The organism is Pseudomonas parafulva NBRC 16636 = DSM 17004 (assembly GCF_000730645.1).
GTDB lineage: Bacteria > Pseudomonadota > Gammaproteobacteria > Pseudomonadales > Pseudomonadaceae > Aquipseudomonas > Aquipseudomonas parafulva.
Window position 1 is genome coordinate 55868 of the sequence record NZ_BBIU01000017.1, and the last position, 22106, is coordinate 77973.

General features: G+C 62.0%; 24 protein-coding genes and 2 pseudogenes. 17 read left to right on the top strand and 9 right to left on the bottom strand.

What is annotated here, in order from left to right; all coding sequences use genetic code 11:
• Positions 1-58 precede the first annotated feature (58 nt).
• The gene (locus PPA02S_RS12855; RefSeq protein ID WP_028633746.1) at positions 59-607 is read left to right on the top strand and encodes a sigma-70 family RNA polymerase sigma factor; all 549 of its coding nucleotides are present in this window, start codon (positions 59-61) and stop codon (positions 605-607) included.
• Entirely contained in the window at positions 604-1314 is a 711-nt protein-coding gene (locus PPA02S_RS12860) for an anti-sigma factor (protein ID WP_028633745.1), read from the top strand. Before PPA02S_RS12855 ends, PPA02S_RS12860 begins: the two co-directional genes overlap by 4 nt.
• An 8-nt stretch (positions 1315-1322) precedes the next feature.
• On the opposite strand, the gene PPA02S_RS22675 is transcribed toward PPA02S_RS12860, so the two are convergent.
• Positions 1323-1484 (bottom strand): DUF2986 domain-containing protein, encoded by a 162-nt coding sequence (locus PPA02S_RS22675; protein WP_080667858.1) that lies wholly within the window; start codon positions 1482-1484, stop codon positions 1323-1325.
• Between the two features lie 158 nt (positions 1485-1642).
• On the opposite strand from PPA02S_RS22675, the gene PPA02S_RS12865 reads away from it, so the two are divergent.
• The 4 genes from PPA02S_RS12865 (at position 1643) to PPA02S_RS12880 (ending at position 7533) form a co-directional block, all read left to right on the top strand.
• Positions 1643-2467: an AraC family transcriptional regulator gene (locus PPA02S_RS12865; protein WP_028633744.1), complete on the top strand. Its 825-nt coding sequence runs from the start codon at positions 1643-1645 to the stop codon at positions 2465-2467.
• A gap of 71 nt (positions 2468-2538) precedes the next feature.
• Positions 2539-2925, top strand: a complete 387-nt coding sequence (locus PPA02S_RS12870) for a cupin domain-containing protein (protein WP_028633743.1) — start codon at positions 2539-2541, stop codon at positions 2923-2925.
• 114 nt (positions 2926-3039) lie between these two features.
• Complete coding sequence (locus tag PPA02S_RS12875) at positions 3040-4203, top strand: AAA family ATPase (RefSeq protein WP_028633742.1); 1164 nt, start codon at positions 3040-3042, stop codon at positions 4201-4203.
• A gap of 285 nt (positions 4204-4488) precedes the next feature.
• Entirely contained in the window at positions 4489-7533 is a 3045-nt protein-coding gene (locus tag PPA02S_RS12880; RefSeq protein ID WP_028633741.1) for an autotransporter domain-containing protein, read from the top strand.
• Between the two features lie 58 nt (positions 7534-7591).
• Here the strand turns inward: PPA02S_RS12880 and PPA02S_RS12885 are convergent, their stop codons facing one another.
• Positions 7592-8344: a class II aldolase/adducin family protein gene (locus PPA02S_RS12885; RefSeq protein ID WP_042141719.1), complete on the bottom strand. Its 753-nt coding sequence runs from the start codon at positions 8342-8344 to the stop codon at positions 7592-7594.
• Between the two features lie 40 nt (positions 8345-8384).
• Positions 8385-9428, bottom strand: a complete 1044-nt coding sequence (locus PPA02S_RS12890; protein WP_028633739.1) for an ABC transporter substrate-binding protein — start codon at positions 9426-9428, stop codon at positions 8385-8387.
• A 127-nt stretch (positions 9429-9555) separates the two neighbouring features.
• Here PPA02S_RS12890 and PPA02S_RS12895 point away from each other — a divergent pair, with 127 nt between their 5' ends.
• The 3 genes from PPA02S_RS12895 to PPA02S_RS12905 all read left to right on the top strand — a co-directional run bounded on the left by PPA02S_RS12895 (position 9556) and on the right by PPA02S_RS12905 (position 12736).
• Positions 9556-11505 carry an oxidoreductase gene (locus PPA02S_RS12895; protein WP_028633738.1) on the top strand — a complete coding sequence of 650 codons (1950 nt, stop codon included), beginning with the start codon at positions 9556-9558 and terminating at the stop codon, positions 11503-11505.
• A 45-nt stretch (positions 11506-11550) separates the two neighbouring features.
• On the top strand, positions 11551-12153 hold the full coding sequence (locus PPA02S_RS12900; RefSeq protein ID WP_028633737.1) for a cupin domain-containing protein: 603 nt from the start codon (positions 11551-11553) through the stop codon (positions 12151-12153).
• Positions 12154-12244: 91 nt separating this feature from the next.
• Positions 12245-12736 carry a GNAT family N-acetyltransferase gene (locus PPA02S_RS12905; RefSeq protein ID WP_028633736.1) on the top strand — a complete coding sequence of 164 codons (492 nt, stop codon included), beginning with the start codon at positions 12245-12247 and terminating at the stop codon, positions 12734-12736.
• 276 nt (positions 12737-13012) lie between these two features.
• On the opposite strand, the gene PPA02S_RS12910 is transcribed toward PPA02S_RS12905, so the two are convergent.
• Entirely contained in the window at positions 13013-13477 is a 465-nt protein-coding gene (locus PPA02S_RS12910; RefSeq protein ID WP_028633735.1) for a DUF6998 domain-containing protein, read from the bottom strand.
• Positions 13478-13795: 318 nt separating this feature from the next.
• On the opposite strand from PPA02S_RS12910, the gene PPA02S_RS12915 reads away from it, so the two are divergent.
• On the top strand, positions 13796-15073 hold the full coding sequence (locus tag PPA02S_RS12915) for a bifunctional O-acetylhomoserine aminocarboxypropyltransferase/cysteine synthase (protein WP_028633734.1): 1278 nt from the start codon (positions 13796-13798) through the stop codon (positions 15071-15073).
• Positions 15074-15137: 64 nt separating this feature from the next.
• Positions 15138-15902 (top strand): hypothetical protein, encoded by a 765-nt coding sequence (locus PPA02S_RS12920; RefSeq protein WP_028633733.1) that lies wholly within the window; start codon positions 15138-15140, stop codon positions 15900-15902.
• A gap of 114 nt (positions 15903-16016) precedes the next feature.
• Here PPA02S_RS12920 and PPA02S_RS12925 read toward each other — a convergent pair whose 3' ends face one another.
• Positions 16017-16214 carry a DUF1737 domain-containing protein gene (locus PPA02S_RS12925; protein WP_028633732.1) on the bottom strand — a complete coding sequence of 66 codons (198 nt, stop codon included), beginning with the start codon at positions 16212-16214 and terminating at the stop codon, positions 16017-16019.
• Between the two features lie 405 nt (positions 16215-16619).
• On the opposite strand from PPA02S_RS12925, the gene PPA02S_RS12930 reads away from it, so the two are divergent.
• Both PPA02S_RS12930 and PPA02S_RS12935 read left to right on the top strand, forming a co-directional pair.
• On the top strand, positions 16620-16862 hold the full coding sequence (locus PPA02S_RS12930; protein ID WP_028633731.1) for a hypothetical protein: 243 nt from the start codon (positions 16620-16622) through the stop codon (positions 16860-16862).
• Positions 16863-16944: 82 nt separating this feature from the next.
• Positions 16945-17208 carry a DUF3077 domain-containing protein gene (locus PPA02S_RS12935; protein WP_028633730.1) on the top strand — a complete coding sequence of 88 codons (264 nt, stop codon included), beginning with the start codon at positions 16945-16947 and terminating at the stop codon, positions 17206-17208.
• Between the two features lie 70 nt (positions 17209-17278).
• Here the strand turns inward: PPA02S_RS12935 and PPA02S_RS12940 are convergent, their stop codons facing one another.
• Together PPA02S_RS12940 and PPA02S_RS23495 are read right to left on the bottom strand one after the other, a co-directional pair.
• The gene (locus tag PPA02S_RS12940; protein WP_028633729.1) at positions 17279-17635 is read right to left on the bottom strand and encodes a VOC family protein; all 357 of its coding nucleotides are present in this window, start codon (positions 17633-17635) and stop codon (positions 17279-17281) included.
• A 164-nt stretch (positions 17636-17799) separates the two neighbouring features.
• Positions 17800-18102 (bottom strand): annotated as a pseudogene (locus tag PPA02S_RS23495) (lysozyme inhibitor LprI family protein); the annotation flags it as partial.
• A gap of 349 nt (positions 18103-18451) precedes the next feature.
• On the opposite strand from PPA02S_RS23495, the gene PPA02S_RS12955 reads away from it, so the two are divergent.
• The 3 genes from PPA02S_RS12955 (at position 18452) to PPA02S_RS12965 (ending at position 19898) form a co-directional block, all read left to right on the top strand.
• On the top strand, positions 18452-18823 hold the full coding sequence (locus PPA02S_RS12955) for an SDR family NAD(P)-dependent oxidoreductase (RefSeq protein WP_245614692.1): 372 nt from the start codon (positions 18452-18454) through the stop codon (positions 18821-18823).
• Positions 18824-19310: 487 nt separating this feature from the next.
• Positions 19311-19553: a hypothetical protein gene (locus tag PPA02S_RS12960; RefSeq protein ID WP_028633726.1), complete on the top strand. Its 243-nt coding sequence runs from the start codon at positions 19311-19313 to the stop codon at positions 19551-19553.
• Between the two features lie 81 nt (positions 19554-19634).
• Positions 19635-19898, top strand: coding sequence for a DUF3077 domain-containing protein (locus tag PPA02S_RS12965; protein ID WP_028633725.1), 264 nt, complete (start codon positions 19635-19637; stop codon positions 19896-19898).
• Between the two features lie 78 nt (positions 19899-19976).
• On the opposite strand, the gene PPA02S_RS23340 is transcribed toward PPA02S_RS12965, so the two are convergent.
• Together PPA02S_RS23340 and PPA02S_RS12975 are read right to left on the bottom strand one after the other, a co-directional pair.
• Complete coding sequence (locus PPA02S_RS23340) at positions 19977-20291, bottom strand: GNAT family N-acetyltransferase (protein WP_245614697.1); 315 nt, start codon at positions 20289-20291, stop codon at positions 19977-19979.
• Between the two features lie 295 nt (positions 20292-20586).
• On the bottom strand, positions 20587-21390 hold the full coding sequence (locus tag PPA02S_RS12975; RefSeq protein WP_028633724.1) for an HNH endonuclease: 804 nt from the start codon (positions 21388-21390) through the stop codon (positions 20587-20589).
• Between the two features lie 318 nt (positions 21391-21708).
• Between PPA02S_RS12975 and PPA02S_RS22685 the strand changes: the two are divergent.
• Positions 21709-22099, top strand: a pseudogene (locus PPA02S_RS22685) (integrase arm-type DNA-binding domain-containing protein); the annotation flags it as partial.
• Between the last annotated feature and the right edge of the window lie 7 nt (positions 22100-22106).

Below are 22106 nucleotides of genomic sequence, written 5' to 3' on the forward strand. Positions count from 1 at the left end.
CTGGCCAGCCGGCCCGGGGCCGCGCCCACTGCCCAATGACCGCAAGGAACGCCGCCCATTGAACGCACCTGTTGTTCCTTTTGATTTCGAAGGTTGCCTGGCGGCCTGCGCCAACGGAGACCGCCGTGCATTGCAGGCGCTGTACGAACACGAGGGCGCCCGCCTGCTGGGCGTTGCCCAGCGTATCAGCCGTGACCGGGCCACGGCCGAAGACATCGTGCATGACGCCTTCATGCGTATCTGGACCGGTGCCGGCAGTTATGACCCCGCACGCGGTTCGGCGCGCGGCTGGGTGTACAGCGTGACGCGGCATCTGGCCCTGAACTTCATGCGCGACAGCCGACGCGAAACGGACCTCGACGACGCAGCCATGGCCGCAACCCCGACAATACCGCCGGAGGTCGAAGCCGCGCAGTTGTGGTCCGGCTCCGGGAAGCTTTACCACTGCCTTGAACAGCTGCAACCGGGCCCGCTGCGCTGCATTCTGCATGCTTACGTGGACGGTTGCAGCAATGCCGAGATCGCCACCTTGCTCGGTGCGCCGCTGGGCACGGTAAAGGCATGGATCAAACGAAGCCTGAAGGCGCTTAGAGCGTGCATGACATGAACCAGACAGCTGATGATGCCCATGACGACGAGCTTCACGCGCTGGCAGGCGAGTACGTGCTCGGCACCCTCGACGGCGAAGCTCACGCCGCCCTGCACAAGCTTCTGGGCACCGACCCCACCCTGAGGGCTGCCGTGGATGCCTGGGAGGCGCGGCTGCTCGACCTGACTCAACAGGCCCAACCCGTCCCCCCCAGCCCCCGCTTGTGGCGGCGTATTGAACGCAGCCTCAGCCAAACCCTGCAGGGCCGGCAGCGCCCTGTTGCACGTGGTTGGAATCGCCTGGGGCTGTGGCAGGGCCTGAGCGCCGCAGGGCTGGCCGCCAGCCTGCTGCTGGCGCTGGCCTTACTGACCCAAGCCCCACCCATGACAACCTACCTGGTAGTGCTGGCAGCCCCCTCCGGTCAAGCACCAGGCTGGGTGGTGCAAGCCAACGATGCCCGCATGATCGAGTTGCTCCCGTTGGGCGACGATGAAGTGCCGCCGGGCATGGCGTTGCAGTTCTGGACCAAGGGTGAACAGTGGCAGGCCCCGGTTTCCCTGGGGTTGGTCAAACCGGGCGAACCCTACCGTGTGCCGCTCAAAGGCTTGCCCGCAGTCGAGCCGAATCAGCTGTTCGAGCTGACCCTGGAGAAAGCCGGCGGCTCACCGACAGGCGCCCCTACCGGGCCAGTGAAGTTCATCGGCCGCGCAGTGAAAGTGATTTGATCAGCCACTCACTCGGCTGGGGTCGCGGCTTCACTCGCGGCCTGCGCTGCCAGCTTCTCCCGGTCGGCCTTGCTGATGTATTTGGGCTTGGTGCTGCGCGGGGCGAGCTTGGCGCTGGCTTTCTTGGCGTGGGCCTTGAGGAGTTGCTTGATTTTCTTCTGGCGGTTCATGGCTGGCTTCTGGCGGGTTACATGGCGGCCATCATACCCTGCCCCGGGGAACCAGACGTCAACCTCGTCGTAAAACTCAGGGGGCGGTGCACGTAGACGCTGTCCTGATACGGAACTGAACCTGTACGCTTCAGCGTCCCAAGCCCAGGAAGCCGACCATGCACAGCGAGCCCAACCACGCCCCTGCCTCCGACTGGGTCATCCGCAGCGCCCAGCCTGGCAGCGTGGAACGGATCGAAGCCTGGTTCGGCAGCCATGGGTACGACCCGCATCGGCACGACACCTACTCCATCGGCCGTACCCTGGCCGGGGTGCAGAGTTTTCACTACAAAGGCTCGCTGTGCCATGGCGTGCCGGGCAACACGCTGGTGTTGCACCCCGACGAATTGCATGACGGCATGGCCGGCACCGCTGCGGGTTTTCGCTACCGCATGGCCTATATCGACCCGGCGCTGATACAGCAGGTACTGGGGGGCGAGCCGCTGCCGTTCATTGCTGGCGGCGTGTCCAGCGACCCGCGCCTGTTCCACGCCAGTCAGGCCTTTGTCCAGGCACTCGACCACCCCCTGGAAAGGCTGGAGGAACAGGACGCCGTGTACGACCTGGCCATGGCCCTGCGCGCCGTGGGCGGTAAGCCGCGTGGGCGCAAGCGCCTGGATTACCGCTCGGCTGAGCGGGCCAGGGCCTTCATCATGGAGCACCAGCAGGCGGGCATAACCCTGGAGATGCTCGAAAAGGCCAGCGGCCGCGAGCAATGGAGCCTGTCCAGAGACTTCCGCGCGTTGTATGGCACCAGCCCTTACCGCTTCGTGACCCTGCGGCGCCTGGACACGGTCCGCAGGCTGTTACTCGATGGCTTCACGCTGGTGGACGCGGCCCTGGCCGCGGGCTTTCATGACCAGAGCCACATGACCCGTCACTTCACCCGCAGTTTCGGGGTGCCCCCCGCCCGCTGGGTTGAGCGCTTGCGCGCTGGGCGCTGAGTTGCAGGATCGTACAAGAAGCCGTTGCGCCCGCTGGGTAGGCTTGGCTCTCCAACAACGGAGAACCCGCCATGCCCGCATCAAAGCAGCAAGCCCCTGCACAGCCTGTGAACCTGAAGGCAAAAGCATCCATGATCGACCAGCAATGGAGCCCCCGGGTGGTCGCGGAAATGAACGACTACCAGTTCAAGGTGGTGCGTATCGAGGGCGAATTCATCTGGCATTCGCACCCAGAAACCGATGAGGCGTTTCTGGTCCTGGAGGGCACATTGCGCATCGACCTGCCAGCAGGTTGTGTGTGGGTGCAGCCGGGTGAGTTGTTTGTGGTGCCGCGAGGTGTAGAGCACAGGACGGCTGCACAGGGAGAAGCGAAACTGATGATGATCGAGCCACGCGGGGTGCTGAATACGGGCCATGAGGGGGGTGAGCGCACGGCGCAGAACGACCTCTGGATCTAGGGCCGCTTAGCGGCCCATCGCCGGCAACTCTGCCATTCGACCTGTGGGAGCGGGTTTACCCGCGAAACGGCCTGGGCCAAACTCGAGCCCAAACCGCCACAGCTGGAACGCGCCATGCTCACCACCCTTGCCATTGGTAATTACCGCTCGATCAACCACCTGGTGCTGCCCCTGGGCCAGCTCAACCTGGTGACCGGCGCCAATGGCAGCGGCAAGTCCAACCTGTACAAGGCCTTGCGCCTGCTGGCCGAAACGGCCCAGGGCGGGGTGATCGAGGCGCTGGCGCGGGAAGGCGGGCTGGACTCCACCTGGTGGGCGGGCCCGGAAATGAGCGCGCGCATGAAACGCGGTGAAGTGCCCATTGAAGGCCAGCACCCGAAGGAGGTCCGCCGCCTGCGCCTGGGGTTCGCCACCGAGGATTTCGGCTTCGCCATCTCCCTCGGCCTGCCCATTCCCCTGCCCTATCCCTCCGCCTTCATGCTCGACCCGGAAATCAAGTGGGAAGCCATCTGGGGCGCCGGGGCCTATCGCCCCGCGTCGTTGCTGGTCGAGCGCAAGAACGCCCTGGTACGCGCGCGCGAGGGCAAGGGCTGGGCGGTGCTGGACCAGCATGCAGACAGCTGCGAAAGCTTCTTCAACATCGTCGGCCGCCCACGCCAGGCGCCGGAAATCGGCGAGCTGCGCGCGTTCATCAACAGCTGGCGGTTCTATGACCACTTTCGCATCGACCGCGACGCCCCGTGCCGGCAGCCGCAACTGGGCACCCGCTCACCGGTGCTGCACCATGACGGGCGCAACCTGGCCTCGGCCCTGCAAACCATTATCGAAATCGGTGACGTCGAGGACCTGACCGCCGCCCTGGATGATGCCTTCCCCGGCAGCCAGCTGGAGATCGACGCACCACCAGGCGGGTTGTTCAGTGTAAGGCTGCATCAGCACGGGTTGCTGCGCCCATTGGGTGGTGCAGAGCTGTCGGACGGCACCCTGCGCTACTTGCTGTTGATGGCAGCCCTGCTCACCCCGCGGCCACCGTCCCTGATGGTGCTGAACGAACCCGAAACCAGCCTGCACGCCGACCTGCTGCCTGCACTGGCGCGGCTGATCATCCGCGCGTCGCAGCGCAGCCAGGTGTGGGTGGTGTCGCACAGCGCCGCACTGATCCAGGCCTTGAAGGCCTGCGAGGGGTGCAATGTGCTGGAACTGGAAAAGGTGCAGGGCCAGACCCAGTTGCGCGGCGTCGGGCTGCTGGATGAGCCGTTGTGGCGCTGGGTGGACTGAAGAGCCGTTGCTCGATGTGTAGCTCAGGGCTGTAAGCCACTCTGTGCGCTGCGTCACGTTCCGACGCAACTAGCACATCCGTACTATTTCCACCCCTTGCCCCCCTCCCGATACTCCCCCTGTTAACCGTTGCACACAGGAACGCCAGCGCCTTCAGGGCCGGCGGCCACGCCAGTGGCATCTAATGGAGTATCTGGAGTCGCTATGAACCCCCTATTCAGACTATCCCCGCTCACCTTGGCGATCACCCTCGCCGTGTTGCCGGACGCACACGCCGCGGACTATATCCTCAACAGTGGGCAGGACACCTTCAGCACTGACCGCGCCTATGACGGCACCGTCTCGCTGCGGCCCGGCGACGGTGTGCCTGCCAGCCTGACCATCAACAATGGCGCCGAACTCACCAGCAAAGGCGGCCGCATCGGTGGCACTTTCACTAACGACCAAGCCAGCACCGCCATGGCGACGGTCACAGTCCAAGGGCCGGGCACCCGCTGGACGGTCCCACGCACCAATGCCGTATTGGGCAACACCATCGTGGTTGGCGGCGCAGGCCAAGGCACGCTGAACGTGCTGGATGGCGGGCAGGTGTCTGTGCGTGACCTTCAGCTCAGCGACAACGGCAATGCGGGCAATGGCCTGTCCCGGGCAAACCTGGTGGTGAGCGGTCAAGGCTCGAAGGTGGATACGGTACAAGTCAGTTCTGGGGGGGTGTTCCTGTACGACTCGCGCATCACCCTCAAAGAGGGCGGGCAACTGGCCAGCGAACGCGTAGCCATCAACTCCATCAGCGATTTGTCGGGCGCTGGAACCCGCTGGGACAACACCGGCACCTTCCGCAACCGCAACGACCTGAGCTTGAGCAGCGGCGCCGTGCTGACCAGCGATTCGATGACCCTGGGCTCGGCCAACACCAGCCGCAACACCCTGGTCAGCGTAGCGGGTGAAGGCACACGCCTGGCCACCCGCGCCATGACCTTGGGCACCACCACGTCGAGCACCATCCTGGTGTTGGCCGACGGGGCGGAGTTAAGCAGCACTGACGGTATCGACATCAGTGAATTGACCAGTATCAACAGTGCCGCACGCGGCACCCTCGCCATCGGCGGTGCCGTGGTGCGTGACGACAGCCGCACCGACATTGATGGGATCACCGCTGGCCCCGCCAAGGCAGCCGGTCGTGTGGATCCGCAAACCGCCATACGCTTTGGCGCTGGCAGTGGTTCACTGGCGTTCAACCACACCGACAACAACCTGCAGTTCGCCAACAGCATCAGCGGCGCTGGCCGGGTGTATGCGTTCAGCGGCGATACCACCCTGAGCGGCGACGTGACCGGGTTGTCGGGCAGCACCGTGGTACGCGGCGGGCGCTTGGTGCTGGCCGGCGACGTGGACCAGACCAACCCGCGGGGCACCTCGCTGCTGAGTGTGGGCAACGGCACGCTGGTGGTGAACGGCACCGTGGGCCACACCGACACCGCAGGCAATTACAGCAACCGCGCCCAGGTGCTGGACGGTGGTGTACTGGCGGGTACCGGCCAAGTGGGCGCTACCCAGGTGGCCTCGGGCGGTACCCTGTCGCCGGGCGAAGGCGCGCTGGGCACCTTGTCGATCAAGGGTGACCTGGACATGGCCGCCGGCTCGCGCTACGCCGCCGACATCGCCGGCAATGGCGGCTCCGACCGCGTGAACGTCAGCGGCGCCGCCACCCTGCGTGGCACCCGCGTCGATGTCACCACGCTGAACGAGGCGCAAAGCTACCAGACCGGGCAAACCTACACCCTGCTGGCGGCCCAAGGCGGCGTGAAAGACGGCGCAGCGGCTGGCACCGCTTATGCCCAGGCCTTTACCAACTCGGCGTTCCTCAACGTAAGCCTGCAGCGCACCGCCAACGAGCTGAACCTCACCATTGCGCAGAAAACCACCACGCCACCGGTTGAACCGCCCGTGGAGCCGCCAGTCGAGCCGCCGGTTGAGCCACCTGTCGAGCCGCCTGTACAGCCACCCGTGGAGCCGCCTGTGCAACCCCCGGTAGAGCCACCCGTTGAGCCGCCGGTACAGCCACCTGTTCAACCCCCGGTAGAACCGCCGGTGCAGCCACCCGTGCAGCCCCCTGTCGAGCCACCGGTACAGCCGCCGGTCGAACCACCGGTCCAGCCACCTGTGCAGCCCCCGGTCCAGCCGCCAGAAGCCGGCACCCCTGGCATCTTCCAGACCGTGGCACTCACCCAGAACCAGTGGAACACCGCAGGCGCGCTGAGCGTGCTGGAACAGAGCGGCGAACCGCTGCGCCTGTACAACAACCTGCTGGTGCTGGACGCCGCCAGCGCCCGCAACGCCATCGACCAGTTGTCTGGCGACTACCACAGCAGCACCGGTACCGCGCTGATCGCCAACAGCCAGGTGGTCTCCGGCGTGCTGGGTACCCGCCTGCGCGGCCTGCTGGACAGCAACACCGTGCGCATGCCGTTGGGGGCGTCGAACCTGATGCCCACTACTCCGGAAGCACAGGGTGGTGCATGGGCGCAAACCTTCGGTAACTGGTCGAAGCTGGACGGTAACAACGGCTCCAGCGGCCTGCACCAGAGAACCGGCGGTGTGCTGGTTGGCGCAGACGGCAGCATCACCCAGGACTGGCGCGCCGGCGTGTACGGCGGCTACAGCCGCTCCAAGTTCGATGCCGACGACCGCGACGCCAAGGGCCACAGCGATAACTATCACCTGGGCCTGTACACCGGCGCCCAGTTCGATGCCCTGCGCCTGAGCGCAGACGTGGGCTACACCTGGCACAAGCTGGACAGCACGCGCAACGTGGCCTTTGCCGGCTTCAACGACCACTTGAAGGGCAAGCGCGACGCCAACACTCTGCAAGCCAGTGGCGAGGCGGCCTACCGCATCGGCCTGGGCGCAGTGGCGCTGGAGCCGTTCGTGGGCGTGTCGTACGTGAAGTACGATGCTGACAGCTTCCGCGAAAAAGGCGGTGCCGCGGCCCTGAAGGTGTCCAGCGAGAAACAGGACACCTGGTTCTCGACCGTGGGCATGCGTGCCTCTACCCACACCCGCGTGGCCAACCACGATACCCAGCTGTTCGGCTCGCTGGGCTGGCGCCGGGCCTATGGTGACCTGGACCCGCGCAACGAACAGGCGTTTGCCGGTGGGCCTGACTTCGCTGTGCAAGGCATTGCGCAAACGCGCAACGTGGCGCTGACCGAAGTGGGGGCCAAAGTGCAGTTGAACCGGCAGACCGAGGTCGGGCTGTCGTATCAGGGGCAGTTTGGGTCGGACACGCGGTTCCACTCGGTGAATGCGGGGGTTACGGTTCGGTTCTGAGGCCGGTGAGCCTTGGTATTCGGGGGCCGCTTGGCGGCCCTCGATCCTCAACACAAGCTCAGTCCCGATACCCCGGCGCTACCCGGTCCAGCATCCTTACCATTGCCTTCCACGCCAACGCCCCTGCATCGTGGTCGGTCAACTGCCCCTCCATCACCGGCCGCCCAGGGTCATTGAACTGCCGTTCGGTGTGCACGCACACCTCATGGGCCGGCAACACCAGCTTGCCACTGGCCATGGCGGTTACCTGGATCTCGCAGGCCTTCTCCAGGTAATACATGCGCATGAACGCCTCCCCCACCGTGCGCCCAACCGTCAGCAGGCCATGGTTACGCATAATCATCACCGGCTGCTGACCCAGGTCGGCCACCAGGCGCTGCTGTTCATCCAGGTTCAGCGCCACCCCTTCGTAATCGTGGTAGGCCACCTTCCCATAGAACTCCATCGACATCTGGTTCACCGGCAGCAAACCGCATTCCAGCGCCGCCACCGCGCACCCGGCCCGGGTGTGGGTGTGCAACACGCACTGGGCGTCTTCCCGTGCCCCATGGATGGCGCTATGGATCACAAAGCCGGCCGGGTTGACCGGGTATTGCGAAGGCTCGACGGCATTACCCTGCAGGTCGATCTTCACCAGGCTCGACGCGGTGATTTCCTCGTACAGCAACCCGTACGGGTTGATCAGGAAGTGGTGCTCCGGCCCCGGCACCCGCACCGAGATATGGTTGAAGATCAGGTCGGTCATGCGCAGGTGTGCGATCAACCGGTAGCAGGCGGCCAGTTCTTCGCGCAGCTCACGTTCATGCTTCATGTTCTTGCAGCCTCCCAGGCCATTGAAGTGGGGGCAGCGGTTACTTGCTGGCCCAGGCGTTGAACCGCTCTTCCAACTCATCACCATGGTCTACCCAGAACGCCACGTCCATCGACAGCGCGCCCTGCAGGTTCTGCCTGGAGGTGGGCACCCACTGGGCCAGGCCCGGGTCGAGTGCAGCGGCAGCCTGGGTATTGGTAGGCCCGTAGGGGATCTGCTGCACGTAACGCACCTGCACCTCGGGCTGGTTGGCATAGGCAATCAGCCGCTTGGCCTGCGCCACATGCTTGGAGCCCTTGATGATCGCCCAGTAGTCCATGCCATACAGGCTGCCCGGCCAGACCACCGCCAACGGCGCCCCGGCCTGCGCTGCGGCGGCAATGCGCCCGCTGTAGGTCGAGGTCATTACCACGTCCCCTGCGGTGAGCCACTGCGCCGGCTGGGCGCCCGCCTCCCACCACTGGATATAGGGCTTGAGCTCGCTGAGCTTGGCGAAGGCCCGGTCTACCCCCTGCGGGGTCGCCAGCACCTTGTAGACGTCCTCCACCTTGACCCCGTCTGCCATCAGTGCGAACTCCAGGTTGTATACCGCGCGCTTGCGCAGGCCGCGCTTGCCCGGGTACGTCTTCACGTCCCAGAAGTCTGCCCACGAGGTGGGCGCCTGGGCCAGCTTGTTGCGGTCGTAGGCAATGGCCACGCTCCACACCAGCGCCGCCGAGCCACAGGCCTGCGCGGCCTCGGGGATCAACTGGTCGGCGTGGCCGAGCTTGGCCCAGTCCAGCTGTTCGTACATGCCTTCATCGCAGCCACGCATCAGGTCGGGGCCCTCGATCTGCACCACGTCCCAATCCACATGGCCGGTATCGACCATTACCTTGATGCGGGCCATTTCCCCGTTGTACTCACTCTGGATCAGCTTGCTGTTGTCCTGCGCACTGAACGGCTGGAACACCGCCACATCCTGGGCTTTCTGGCCGGCGCCACCGTAGCCGACCACCACCATGTCCGGTGCAGCCTGGGCAGTGGCCATGCCAAGGCACAGCAGCAACGCGCCAAGGCCGGGCTTTTGTGCAAACGCTTTCATCGGTGAACCCTCTTTTTGTTTTTGTGGGTGACTGAAAACTAGTCCCGCAATAGTAAAAAAACAAGTTGATTTTTTACTATGGGTACATTTTCATTGAAGAATAAAAACAAAGCCGGAGCTCAACACCATGGCGACCTTCCCGCACCTGTTCCAGCCGCTGCAGATCCGTGGCAAGCGCCTTAAAAACCGCATCATGTCCAGCGGCCACGACACCTCGATGCCCACCGACAACCTGGTGAACGACCGCCTTGTCGCCTACCACAAGGCTCGCGCCGAGGGTGGCGTCGGGCTGATCGTGCTGCAGGTGGCCGGCGTGCACGACAGCGCGCGCTACACCTCCCATGTGCTGATGGCCACCGATGACAGCTGCATCGAGGGCTACCGCCGGCTGGCCGAGGTGTGCCATGCCGAGGGCACCGTGGTGCTGTCGCAGGTGTTCCACCCCGGGCGCGAGATCATGGAGTCCGCCGACGGCCTGCTCGCTGTTGCCTACTCGGCCTCCGCCGTGCCCAACGAGCGCTTCCGGGTGATGCCACGGGCGCTGGACCAGGCCATGATCGACGAGATCGTCGCCGGTTACGCCGCCGCCGCACGCCGCCTGCACCAGGCCGGTATTGATGGCGTCGAGGTGGTGGCCAGCCACGGCTACTTGCCGGCGCAATTCCTCAACCCGCGGGTGAACCGCCGCAGTGACGGCTACAACGGTACGCTGGAGCAGCGCCTGCGCTTTTTGCGCGAAGTGCTGGCGGCCGTGCGCGATGCCACCGACGAGCAGTTCATCATCGGCCTGCGCATCAGCGCCGATGAACGCGATGCCGAAGGCCTTACGGAAGATGAATCGCTCACGGCTGTGGGGGCCCTGCAAGGCAGCCTCGACTACGTGCACATCGTGGCGGGCACCTCGGCGTCGCTCGGCGGCGCCGTTCATATTGTGCCGCCGATGGCCATCGAGGCAGCCTACCTGGCCCGCGAGGCAGAAACCTTCAAGTCGCGCCTGAACATTCCGCTGTTCGTGACCGGCCGCATCAACCAGCCCCAGGAAGCCGAGTTGATTCTGGCGCGCGGCCAGGCCGACGTGTGCGGCATGACCCGCGCGCTGATCTGCGACCCGCTGATGCCGAACAAGGCCGACAGCGGCCGGGCTGAAGACGTGCGCGCCTGCATCGCCTGCAACCAGGCGTGCATCGGGCACTTTCACCGCGGCCTGCCGATTTCCTGCATCCAGCACCCGGAAACCGGGCGCGAACAACAATACGGCCAGTTGCCCCAAGCCGCCACGCGCAAACGCGTCATGGTGGTGGGCGGCGGCCCGGCCGGCATGAAAGCCGCTGCCGTGGCGGCGGCGCGGGGGCACCAGGTAACGCTGTACGAGGCCAGCGCCCAGCTGGGCGGCCAGGTACTGCTGGCCCAGTTGCTGCCGCGCCGCGCAGAATTTGGCGGTGCCAGCACCAACCTGCAGCGGGAGATGCAACTGGCCGGTGTCGAGGTGGTGCGCAACACCCGGGTAGACCGGGCACTGGTCGAACGTGTACGCCCGGACGCAGTGGTTGTGGCCACCGGTGCGGAGCCCTACTGGCCGCACTTCGAACGCGCCGGCGAACTGCAAGTGGTAGACGCCTGGCAACTGTTGCGTGACCAGGTGAAGCCCGGCCGCTCGGTGCTGGTGATGGACTGGCGTTGCGACTGGATTGGCCCAGGCATCGCCGAACGGCTGGTGCGTGCCGGCCATCAGGTGCAACTGGCGGTAAACGGCACCCACTGCGGCGAGAGCCTGCCGCTGTATGTGCGTGACCAGCTGGCCGGCGCGCTGCACAAGCTGGCAATACCCATCACCCCCTATGCCCGGCTGTACGGCTGCGACGACAACACCGTCTACCTGCAGCACACCGCCAGCGGCGAAGCGATGCTGTTCGAACACATCGACACCCTGGTGCTGTGCATGGGCCACCAGCCGGTCGATACCCTGGCCGAGCAGATCCGCGACCTGGCGCCTGTCTACCGCATCGGCGACTGCCTGGCCCCGCGCACGGCTGAAGAGGCGATCCATGAAGGTTTGAAAGTCGCCGCCGCCTTGTGAGCCTGTTTATACTCCGAGGCTTTGCAGGGTCGATCGGACATCGCCATGAGTCGCCACATCAGCAAAGCGCCACAGGCCGAGGACGGCGCCAGCGCGCCGCAGTTTCTGGGTACGCGCATCCGCGGCCTGCGCAAGCGCCGCGGCATGACCCTGGCCGAACTGGCCGCACAAAGCGAGCTCACGGCTGGCTACATCAGCCAGCTGGAGCGCAACCTGTCGTACCCGTCCATCCCGGCGCTGTTCAACATCGCCCGCAGCCTGGGCGTGACCATCCAGTGGTTTTTCGCAAGCGAAGCGGTCACTGCGCCCGAGGATGAAGGCTACGTGGTGCGCAAGAACAGCCGGCTGAGCGTGTATTACGAAGACGGCATCGTCGACCAGTTGCTCACCCCCCAGCCCAACCGCGAGCTGGAGATGCTGCATTCACGCTTCCCGCCGGGCACCTACAGCCAGACCAGCTACAGCCATGAAGGCGAAGAAGCGGGCTACGTGCTTAGCGGCCAGTTCGAGTTGTGGGTGGGCGAGCGGCATTTTGTGCTGGAAGAAGGCGACAGTTTCAGCTTCTCCAGCCAGAAGCCGCACCGCTATGGCAACCCTGGTGAAGCTGACGCTATTGTGATCTGGGTGATTACACCGCCGACCTTCTAACGGCCCAAACTTACAGGCAGTCCCCTGAAGGAGCCGGCCTGCCGGCGATGCGCTGCAAAGTAGCCCCAGCCCCCTATAAAAGGCCCCCGCCATGCCCCTACAACACAGACCCGTAACGCCCGAAGACATCCCAACCCTTTGCACCTTCCCGCAAAACGCTCAGGAACTGTTCTACATGTTCCCCAAAGCTCGCTACCCCCTCACCGAGCATCAGCTCTCCACCGCCATCGCCCAGCGCACCGAGTCCACAGTGTTCGAGAAAAACAACCGCACCGTCGGCTTTGCCAACTTCTACAAAGCCGAGATGCACGGCGTGTGCTGCATCGGTAACGTCATCGTTGCCCCTGACGCACGCGGCCAAGGCGTGGCGAGTTACATCGTGGAAACGATGACAGCGCTGGCATTTGACCGTTATCAGGCCACGGCGGTACACATTGCGTGCTTCAACGAGAACACTGCGGGTTTACTGCTGTACCCGAAACTGGGTTTCTTGCCTTTCGCAGTGGAAGAAAGATGCTCCCCAGAGGGGCACCGGGTGGCACTGATCCATATGAGCCGGGGTAGCGCGGGGCTGGGCTCATAAGCGGGGTTAGGGCCACTGGGCGGCCCTAAAGGTCTCTCAGTGCCGAGCATCACGGCAATATGGAATGCGCCGTTTCACGCCCGCATGGGGTTTGAGGCGATAGCCAGTCACGACCTGGAACCAAGGCTTGCGGCGATATTGAGTGAGGAATACCAACACGGGTTTGCTCCGAACAGTCGATGTGCCATGGCTTGGGCGGTGGCTTAGTACAGAATGCTCGGGCCACTCAGCCATTTGGAAAGCAGGCTGTTGGCACCAAGGCAGCGTGAGGCTGATTCAACGCCGCGGTATCCGATCTTGCTCAGCCACCGTTGCATTCAGCCGCCTGAGCATGGCCATGAGATTCCCATGCAATCCCGTACGGGTAGGTTTACGGCGCACCAGTTGCTGCTGAATCAGATATCCTGGGCCGTTGTAGACCTCTTCAAACGTACCGTCCCGGTTCATGCGAATACCGAGGTAATAGTCAGGCACATGGTGCACCGGGAATGTAAGGGTGGTGCCGAAGGTGGTCTTGATTTGCACATTGCGCCCCGCATCACAAATTGCATCGTGATGCCTGGTGAGCCCATCATTGAGTACCAGCCTGTACGCCAGGCTGGCCACAACCTCGCCGATATCGCCGACCAGCCTGCCGTCCAGGGTAAAGGGCTTGCCTGGATAGGCCGCCTGCAGTTGCCCAACAGCGGCGAATAGATCGTGTAGTGCGTTTTTGATCTTCAGTTCAATGGTCGCATCCATGGGCGTGCCTTAGCTGATAGCAGATTCGTGAGTGGTCAACGCACAGCGTCCCAGTGCCCAAGGCGCGTCGTTGCGGAGCTGGACGCTAACCTGATGCTGACCGAGCGCAGGTGTAGCCTGATCGCAAGCGGACCAAATCCCAGGGCTGATATATCAGTACTTGGCGCACACCACCAGGGTGCGCACAGTTGTGGATGCGATTACAGCAGCCTTCTCTGAATCAACCTCGGTATAGAAAAGGCCCGCCCAGCCACCCTTGACCCGCCTCACCCCCCGCCGCATGCTTGATCGCTCCACCCACGCTCAAGGACTGATCGCATGAAGCTGGAAACCCTCGCCCTCCACGCGGGCTTCACCTCCGACCCCACCACCCGGGCCGCGGCGGTGCCCATTTACCAGACCACCTCGTTCACCTTCGACGACACCCAGCACGGTGCCGACCTGTTCGACCTGAAGGTGGCCGGCAACATCTACTCGCGCATCATGAACCCCACCAACGACGTGCTGGAGCAGCGCATGGCCGCCCTGGAAGGTGGGGTGGGCGCGCTGGCGGTGGCCTCGGGCATGGCCGCCATCACCTACGCCATCCAGACCGTGGCCGAGGCTGGCGATAACATTGTTTCGGTGGCCAAGCTGTACGGCGGCACCTACAACCTGCTGGCCCACACCCTGCCGCGCATGGGCATCACCACTCGCTTCGCAGCCCACGACAACATCGCCGCCCTTGAGGCGTTGATCGATGAGCGCACCAAGGCGGTGTTCTGCGAGTCCATCGGCAACCCTGCCGGCAACATCGTGGATATCGCCGCACTGGCCGAGGCCGCCCACCGCCATGGCGTGCCGCTGATCGTCGACAACACCGTCGCCACCCCCGTGCTGTGCCGGCCGTTCGAACACGGCGCCGACATCGTCGTGCACTCGCTGACCAAGTACATCGGCGGCCACGGCACCAGCATCGGCGGCATCGTCATCGACTCCGGCACATTCCCCTGGGCCGACAACAAAGAACGTTTCGCCCTACTGAACACACCCGACCCGTCCTACCACGGCGTTACCTACACAGAAGCCTTCGGCCCCGCCGCCTTCATCGGCCGCTGCCGCGTGGTGCCCCTGCGCAACACGGGCGCGGCGCTGGCACCGTTCAACGCTTTCATGATTCTGCAAGGCCTGGAAACCCTGGCCCTGCGCATGGAACGCCACACCGAGAACGCCCTGAAGGTAGCCCGCTACCTGCAAGGCCACGAGCAAGTGGCGTGGGTTAAATACGCCGGCCTGCCCGACCACCCCGAACATGCACTGGCCCAGCGCTACACCGGCGGCAAGCCAGCGTCGACTCTGTCGTTCGGCATCAAGGGTGGCCAGGCGGCCGGTGCGCGCTTCATTGATGCCCTGCAACTGGTGCTGCGCCTGGTGAACATCGGCGACGCCAAGTCACTGGCCTGCCACCCCGCCTCCACCACCCACCGCCAGCTCAACGACGAAGAACTGGAAAAGGCCGGCGTGCCACGGGACATGGTACGGCTGTCGATCGGCATCGAGCACAGCGACGACATCCTCGCCGACCTGGCCCAGGCCCTGGAGGCCAGCCGCGGTTGACTCACCAGCGCCCTACCCAATGCCGACGGCGGGCGTCACTTCTGCATAACCGGATTGCCTTGCGATGACCCTGTTCTACCTGAAACTCATCGTCACCCCGCTGCTGATGTGGGCCATCTCCCTCGCGTCGCGGCGCTGGGGCGGCTTGTTGGGCGGGCTGCTGTCCGGGTTACCGATCACCTCGGCATTGGTGATGACTTTTTTGTGCCTGGAACAAGGCACAGCGTTCGCCCTTGGGGCCGTGCCTGGCGCGCTGGGCGGGCTGGCAGCGGTGCAGGCAACCTATGCTTTTTACCTGTTCGCTACGCGCAGGCTAGGCGTGGGGGCTGCAGTAGGGCTGGCGATACTGTTCTATGGCGTGGCTGCCTATGCCTTTACCCATTGGGGCAGTTTGTACCTGTCGATTGGCGTGGCGCTGGTGCTGATTGCCGTGTTGATAAACGCCAGTGGGCGCGAGCCCAAGCCAAAGGCCATGGCCCTGTCTCGACAGCGGTATTGGGAGATTCCCCTGCGCATGGTGTCGGCCACGTCCCTACTGATGGTTACCACCAGCCTGGCCAACTGGCTGGGGCCGGCGACCAGCGGGATGCTGGCGCCGATACCGGTGATTGCCTGGCCGTTGGTGGTGTTCGCGCATGTGCAAAACGGGCGCGCCGGCATGGCCGCGATGGTGCGGGGGAATGCGATTGGGGCGGTGGGGGTGATTGCGTTTTATCTGGTGTTGGCGGGGGTACTGGCGGCGTGGGGCGTGGGGCTTGCGGTCAGCCTGGCCATGGGGTGTGCCGTGATGCTGACCGTGGGGCTGGCGGCGGTGTTGCGGCGCAGGTAGCCCCTTTGTAAGAACAACTGACTTACACAGAATCTCAAAATTGGCGCAGTTCACTCTTGTGGGAGCGGGTTCACCCGCGAACACCGGCGCCAGCCGGTGCCATCCACCCTGATGTCAAGCAGCGCCCACCCGCTCCCCAGGCCAAATCACCGCCTGGGCCACAATCACATGCGTGCCATTGAACGTAAGCGCAGGCCCGCCATGAAGCTGATAGCCCAGCTGCAGGGCATCACTGACCCTGCGGCAAAAGGCAGCGTCATCGGGGCCGGTCAGAACGCGGTAAATGGGCATGCCGTCGGGTGGCAGGTTCATCGGGTTGATCCTTGGTGCGGTAGGTGTGGGGTTCCAATACTACTTGGAAACAGCCTGCAACCCGCAACGCAGGGCTGTCTATGTAAAACGCGATGGTGTTCCTGATAAACAATCAGAATTTAACCCTTTCTTGTAGGCCGTTTCCCAAAGATACTCCGTGAGCCTGTTTTTCGTTGCGCAAGGAAATCGTCGGTCCTAGTCTCGGCCCGTCGCTGCAAATTCAGCGACCGGTTTTGACAGACCGTCGATTGTTGTCCGTGTGCATACGCTTATGGCGGCTGTACGTGCGGGCACCTTCGTGTGCGCCGAGTGCCAACAATCTCGGTCTGTCAACCCGCGTACAGCTGCCACCCTCCCGTTTGACAGCGAGGTGGATAGCAGCTCAACCATTGTTGGAGCGTGAGCATGCTGAAAATCGTCCCAGACCCACCCCGTCACATTCTTTCCCTAGAAGACACACTAATCCAGGCCACGGATTACGCCCTGTGCGCGGCAACCGTCGTGCAGCATGCAATGGCACTACAGCCCAAATCGCCCGCGTCGGTGCTCATCATGGCGTCCATGCACGAACTGGAAACGCTGAGGGCATTGCTTGAGTCGGCATTGATCCAGGTGCAGATGCCCTCAGAACCAAGGGCCTGGCACTAAAGCCTGGTTGTGTAACGCCTGGGCTGTTAGAGCCACCAGGGTTTCCAGCCCAGGCAACGATGTCTTTAGGGGAGCTACCACCGTGCCCACAGAAGAAAACAAATTCACCGTCGGTAAAACCACCTTCTACCAAGGTGCCAATCAAACCCATCCCCTCTTCCGCATCGAACCTGGAATCCCCTGGCAAAGTGCACGTGAGCAGGCCTCGGAACTGATGGGCTATGCGCGGGATATGACGCTGGATGGTTTGATGGAAGATAAGCCCCAGTTGATCTGGGCATCCCACTATCTGTGCGCGCTGGCCAAGGCGCTGATGGATGATGCTGAGCTGGGCATGATGCGTTGATTCGCGCTGTCTGCAACCAAGCTGGCTCAGCAGCCATCAAAAAGCCCAGCATTGGGCTGGGCTTTATCCCTCAGGCCGAGGCTGTCCAGACAGCAAGCTCATAACCATCTGGATCGATGAAGTGGAATCGCTTCCCGCCAGGAAAGGTGAAAACTTCCCGGCTGATAATTCCGCCAGCAGCCTTAACCCGGGCCTCAGCTCCAGCAAGGTCGTCTGAGTACAAGATGACCAATGGGCCGCCTGGCCTGACTGGCTCGCCAGTGGTGAAGCCGCCGGTCAACCGACCGTCGCTGAACTCGGTGTATGTTGGGCCGTAATCGACGAAGGTCCAGCTGAACACCGCGCCGTAAAAATCCTTGCTGCGCTGAATGTCCTGGACGTTGAACTCAATGTTGTCGATCTGGCGGTCTGTTCCTCTGCTGCTCATGGGCACCTCCTTGTAAGAGGGTGGAATCTACCATAGCGACAATGGACCTGTTGCATCCTGTCCACGTATTCACTCTGGACAGTAGGTAATTAGAGTGCGCTGCTCGGGTAAGCGTCATCCATCGCGCCGGCTTTAAAAGATCATGGACCTACTCTCCGTGCTCGTTAGTCCCACTCATCCAATGCTCGCAGACGCTGAAGAGCGTGTTTGTACTTACACATTAAGGAGAAGCCACTGCGAGCGGTTCCAGACACACTTTGTTGGTAGATTCCCTCACAATCCGATTTAACATATTCCTTCCAATGAGACTGTGAAGCCTTGAGTAGAACAGGAACTTCCTCATAAGTCGAATAACTATCGGGGTGCTCAGTCATCTGCTGGGCGTGAGCCAATTTCTCCTGGTACTTAAGCTCGACTTTGTCGTCAGCACTGCGCTTCATTACGGAAAGACACATGTCGCTGTCATTCGTGGTATGAACATCTGGTCTGCGTAAGCACTCCTGCCAGACAGCTTCAACCTTCGCAGCGACTGGCGAACCGCCTCGTCTAACTCCTCTTCGCGGCCAACGTCAGCATGGGAAGTACTCATCACGAGCAGCGATCCCATGCAGATCCCTGTAAATACATTTTTCATGTGGCTCACTCCTTGAGATAGCGCTAAAGACAGTGAATATTGCCGTAATCAGAAGCTCCACGCTATGAGACGGGGCGTTTTCAATTTTGTGGCTCGGATCAGGCAGCATGCTGACAGGGCGAGCGGTATGAGCAGTGCACTCGCTTAGCTCCAGCGCAGCCTCAGCGCCCCCTGAACTGGATGTGCTTATCTACAACATCGGCATCTGGGAGCAATATGCGTTCACCGAGCAGTACGCAGTTCTGAGCGACAGTGGTGCCTCGATCAGCAGGCTGGTGAACGTGAACATCACCGCCACGCTGCTACTGCTAAAACGCTTGATCCCGAAGTTGCTCGGTTCGTCCAGGCCGCAAGTCATTCTGACGGGCTCCACCTCGGCACTGCGCCAGAGCGGCAGGCCAGAAGTGTCGTTCGGTGCAACCAAGGCCGCGCTCAATGGACTTGCAGACGCGCTACGTCAGAGTTTCAGGCAGCAGAACCTAGCGGTGACTGTGCTGCAATTAGGGTATCTGATACGGTTGACCCGTTATCTACGCCGATGGGGGATGCTCTAGAGCGAAGCGGTGGCGAGCGGATTCCCGTCCACGATGTGGTTGGGATGGTGGGTACGCTTATGCGGCTTTCTACCGCGTCCTTTGTGCCCGAGCTGGTGATGCCGGCGATCAGGGATGAGCGGTTCTGATCGGGTGGTGATGATATGCCACGTGCATCACCTGGATCGGATGTGACGTTGTCTGTGCGAAAAAATCGGAATTAGCCCCTTCCTTGTAAGCCGTTTCCCAAAGATACTCCGGGCGCACGTTTTTCGTTGCACATGAGCAGTGTGGATTCTAGTCTCGCCCGGTCGCTGCCAATTCAGCGACCGGTTTTGACAGACCGCTCACGTTGTCCTCATGTGCACGCCTTTATGGCGGCTGTACGTGCGGGCACCTATGGTGCGCCGAGTGCCAACGTCTCGGTCTGTCAACCCGCGTACAGCTGCCACCCTCTTGTTTGACAGCAAGTTCGAGGCAGCTCCATATCCCACGTTGGAGCTGAACCATGCTAAAGATTGTTCCTGATCCGCCTCCCGCCCTTCTCTCCCTTGAAGACACTCTGATACAGGCCACTGACTACGCGCTCTGCGCGTTGACCGTTGTTCAGCAGGCAATTCAATTGCAGCCCAAGTCACCCGCCTCCATCCTGATGATGGCATCCATGCACGAGCTTGAGACGCTGCGCGCGTTGCTTGAGTCGGCATTGATTCAGGTGCAAATGCCGTATGAGCCACGGTTGCGGCATTGAGTTTGTGATTGGTTACGCCTGGGTTGTGCGTGGTGCGGCTAGGCCAGCCCAGGCATCAGCGTGTTTCGGGGAGCGACAAAGATGGCCACAGAAGAAAACAAATTCACCGTCGGTAAAACCACTTTCTACCAAGGCGCGAACCAGACCCACCCCCTCTTCCGCATCGAGCCCGGCATCCCCTGCCAGAGCGCACGCGAGCAGGCTTCGGAGCTGATGGGCTATGCGCGGGATATGACGTTGGATGGGTTGATGGAAAATAAACCTCAACTGATTTGGGCTTCCCATTATCTGTGCGCGTTGGCCAAGGCACTGATGGATGATGCTGAGTTGGGGATGATGCGGTGAAGTAGGTCTGCGCTTTCGGATGCATTGAAGACCTGGTTCAGTGTTCGGCTTTGAAGACTGCCTACTTTCAGGGGCAGATCAACGTAATTGATCAGCTCGCAGCCTCAACTCCATTGGCTGAGACATTAGACTCGAGCCCGGACGCAGAGGCTCAGCGGGGCCAACTGGCTCAAAGCCGCTCGTTTTATACAGCTGCATCGCTGGGCTGTCTGCGATGGTCACACCCAAGCGCACGCGGAAAGTGCCGCGGTTTTCAGCCCAAGCAACAGCCGTCTCAAGTAACGCCCTACCGATGCCAAGACCACGTGCTTCAGGCGCGACCCACATTTGAAAGATTTCAACGAGCTCGTGGTCGGCGTCTGATGCCTTGCACCAGATCAGGCCATGAACCACGTCATTGTGGATACCGAGGAAAGCTTGAGCGCTGCTGACACTGGTTACAGTAGCAACGCGCTCTTCCAAGCAGGATCGTCTCTTGTGGACTCATGCGCGTAAGTACTCCCAAAGGCATCCGGGCACTCCTGCAGCGCCCGTAGCCTCAGATTCTTGTAAGACCGCCAGTCGTTGGCTGCGATAGGGCGAACTGAGAAAATGGCAACTCCGTTTGGTCTTGATTTAGCCAACGACTGATTCACTTACCGGGCCAGGCACCGGGTCGACGTTGGCATCACGTCTGTTCGATTCACCATCAAGCTTCCGAAACCCAACGCCCACGTATCAGCTTTTTGAGCTCGGCAATGCTCAGCGTCACATCTCTGGCTCGATGGACCATAGCATGGCAGTTGGCGCACAACGTCACGAGGTCTGTCTCGGGGTTCACTACCTGCTCACCACCTAATTTTGAAATAGGGACTACATGGTGGACGTGAACGAAGCCCTTGCCGTGTTCACCGTAGGCCTGTTCAAAATCAAATCCGCAAGCTTTACAGTCCAGGCCATGGAACGCGATGGCCTTTATCCGGAGGTCTTTCCGACGCTCATAGCGGGTGCTGAAGTAGGTGGTCTTGCTACCTTCCACGAATGACTCGAGGCCCAGGTTTTCATCATCCGTCACTGTTGCTGAGACTGGCGGTTGCACAGGCAATAGCTTGGCGTGGCTCAAGATGGTGTCGTAATCGGTCTTAGCGATCGGTCGGACACCGTCACGCCAGTAATTTGTAACTCGACTCGATGGGACGCTCTCAAGATACTGACCTTCAAGCTTCGCAGGGACAGCACTCTCAAACGCGGCGAAATCCTCAATAAATGCGAAGAGATCCCCCTTTCCACTTTTCGGGTCAGGGTAGACCTTACCGACGCGTGCTTTGCCAAAGTAATGGGGAGACGTACTGAGGCGTTTGGGCACGAAGGCTCGATCCGTGATTCGTCCTTTGTAGTAAATCACCTCAGTGCCTTCAACGAGCCAGGCTTTGTAGCGCTTGGGGAAATGATAGACAGAGCCTGTCTCGTCTTCCCACTGAGACGTATCGTTTTCTACGATCACGACGGGCATTGGATTTCCTCTCGATGGTGGCGATAGCCTACCAAGGAAGAGGACGTTTCCTACAGTGCAATCGGAGTAGTGACGAGTTACGCATCTGTCTGTTAGTAAGGACGCGGGTTCAGATCCCCCCGGCTCCACCAAATGATCAAACAAAAACGTCCACGGACGTCTTTGTTTGTGCCTGAAAGCCAGTAAATACGCTGCTTCCAGCGCTTTTGCGGTCTTTCAAGAGTTTTTGAGTTCCAGCCATTCTGGTATTCCAGGCGGTATTCCAGCTCACCCAGTGCTAATCTTTGGAATACCGAATCAGTGCTTGAGGACAATCTCATGCCTGCTCAAAACCTCCGCCTCTCCGATCGACAACTCAAGGGGAGTCAAACCCGCGTCCAAGGATTACGTCCTCACGGACGGTGACGGTTTGCAGCTCCGAGTACGCAGCAATGGCTCGTTGCTGTGGAATTTCAACTACCGCGAACCGGTGACCAAGAAGCGCATCAACATCGGCTTCGGGACCTATCCCGAACTGTCGCTGGCGAACGCACGAAAGAAGGCAGTCGAAGCGCGCGAGCTGCTCACCCAAGGGATCGATCCGAAGGTGCAGCGCAATACGTTGAATGAAGCCAAGCGCGCAGAAACGGAACACACCTTCGAAAACGTGGCCACCGCCTGGTTCGAGCTCAAGAAAGACTCGGTCACCCCGGCCTACGCCGAGGACATTTGTAGTG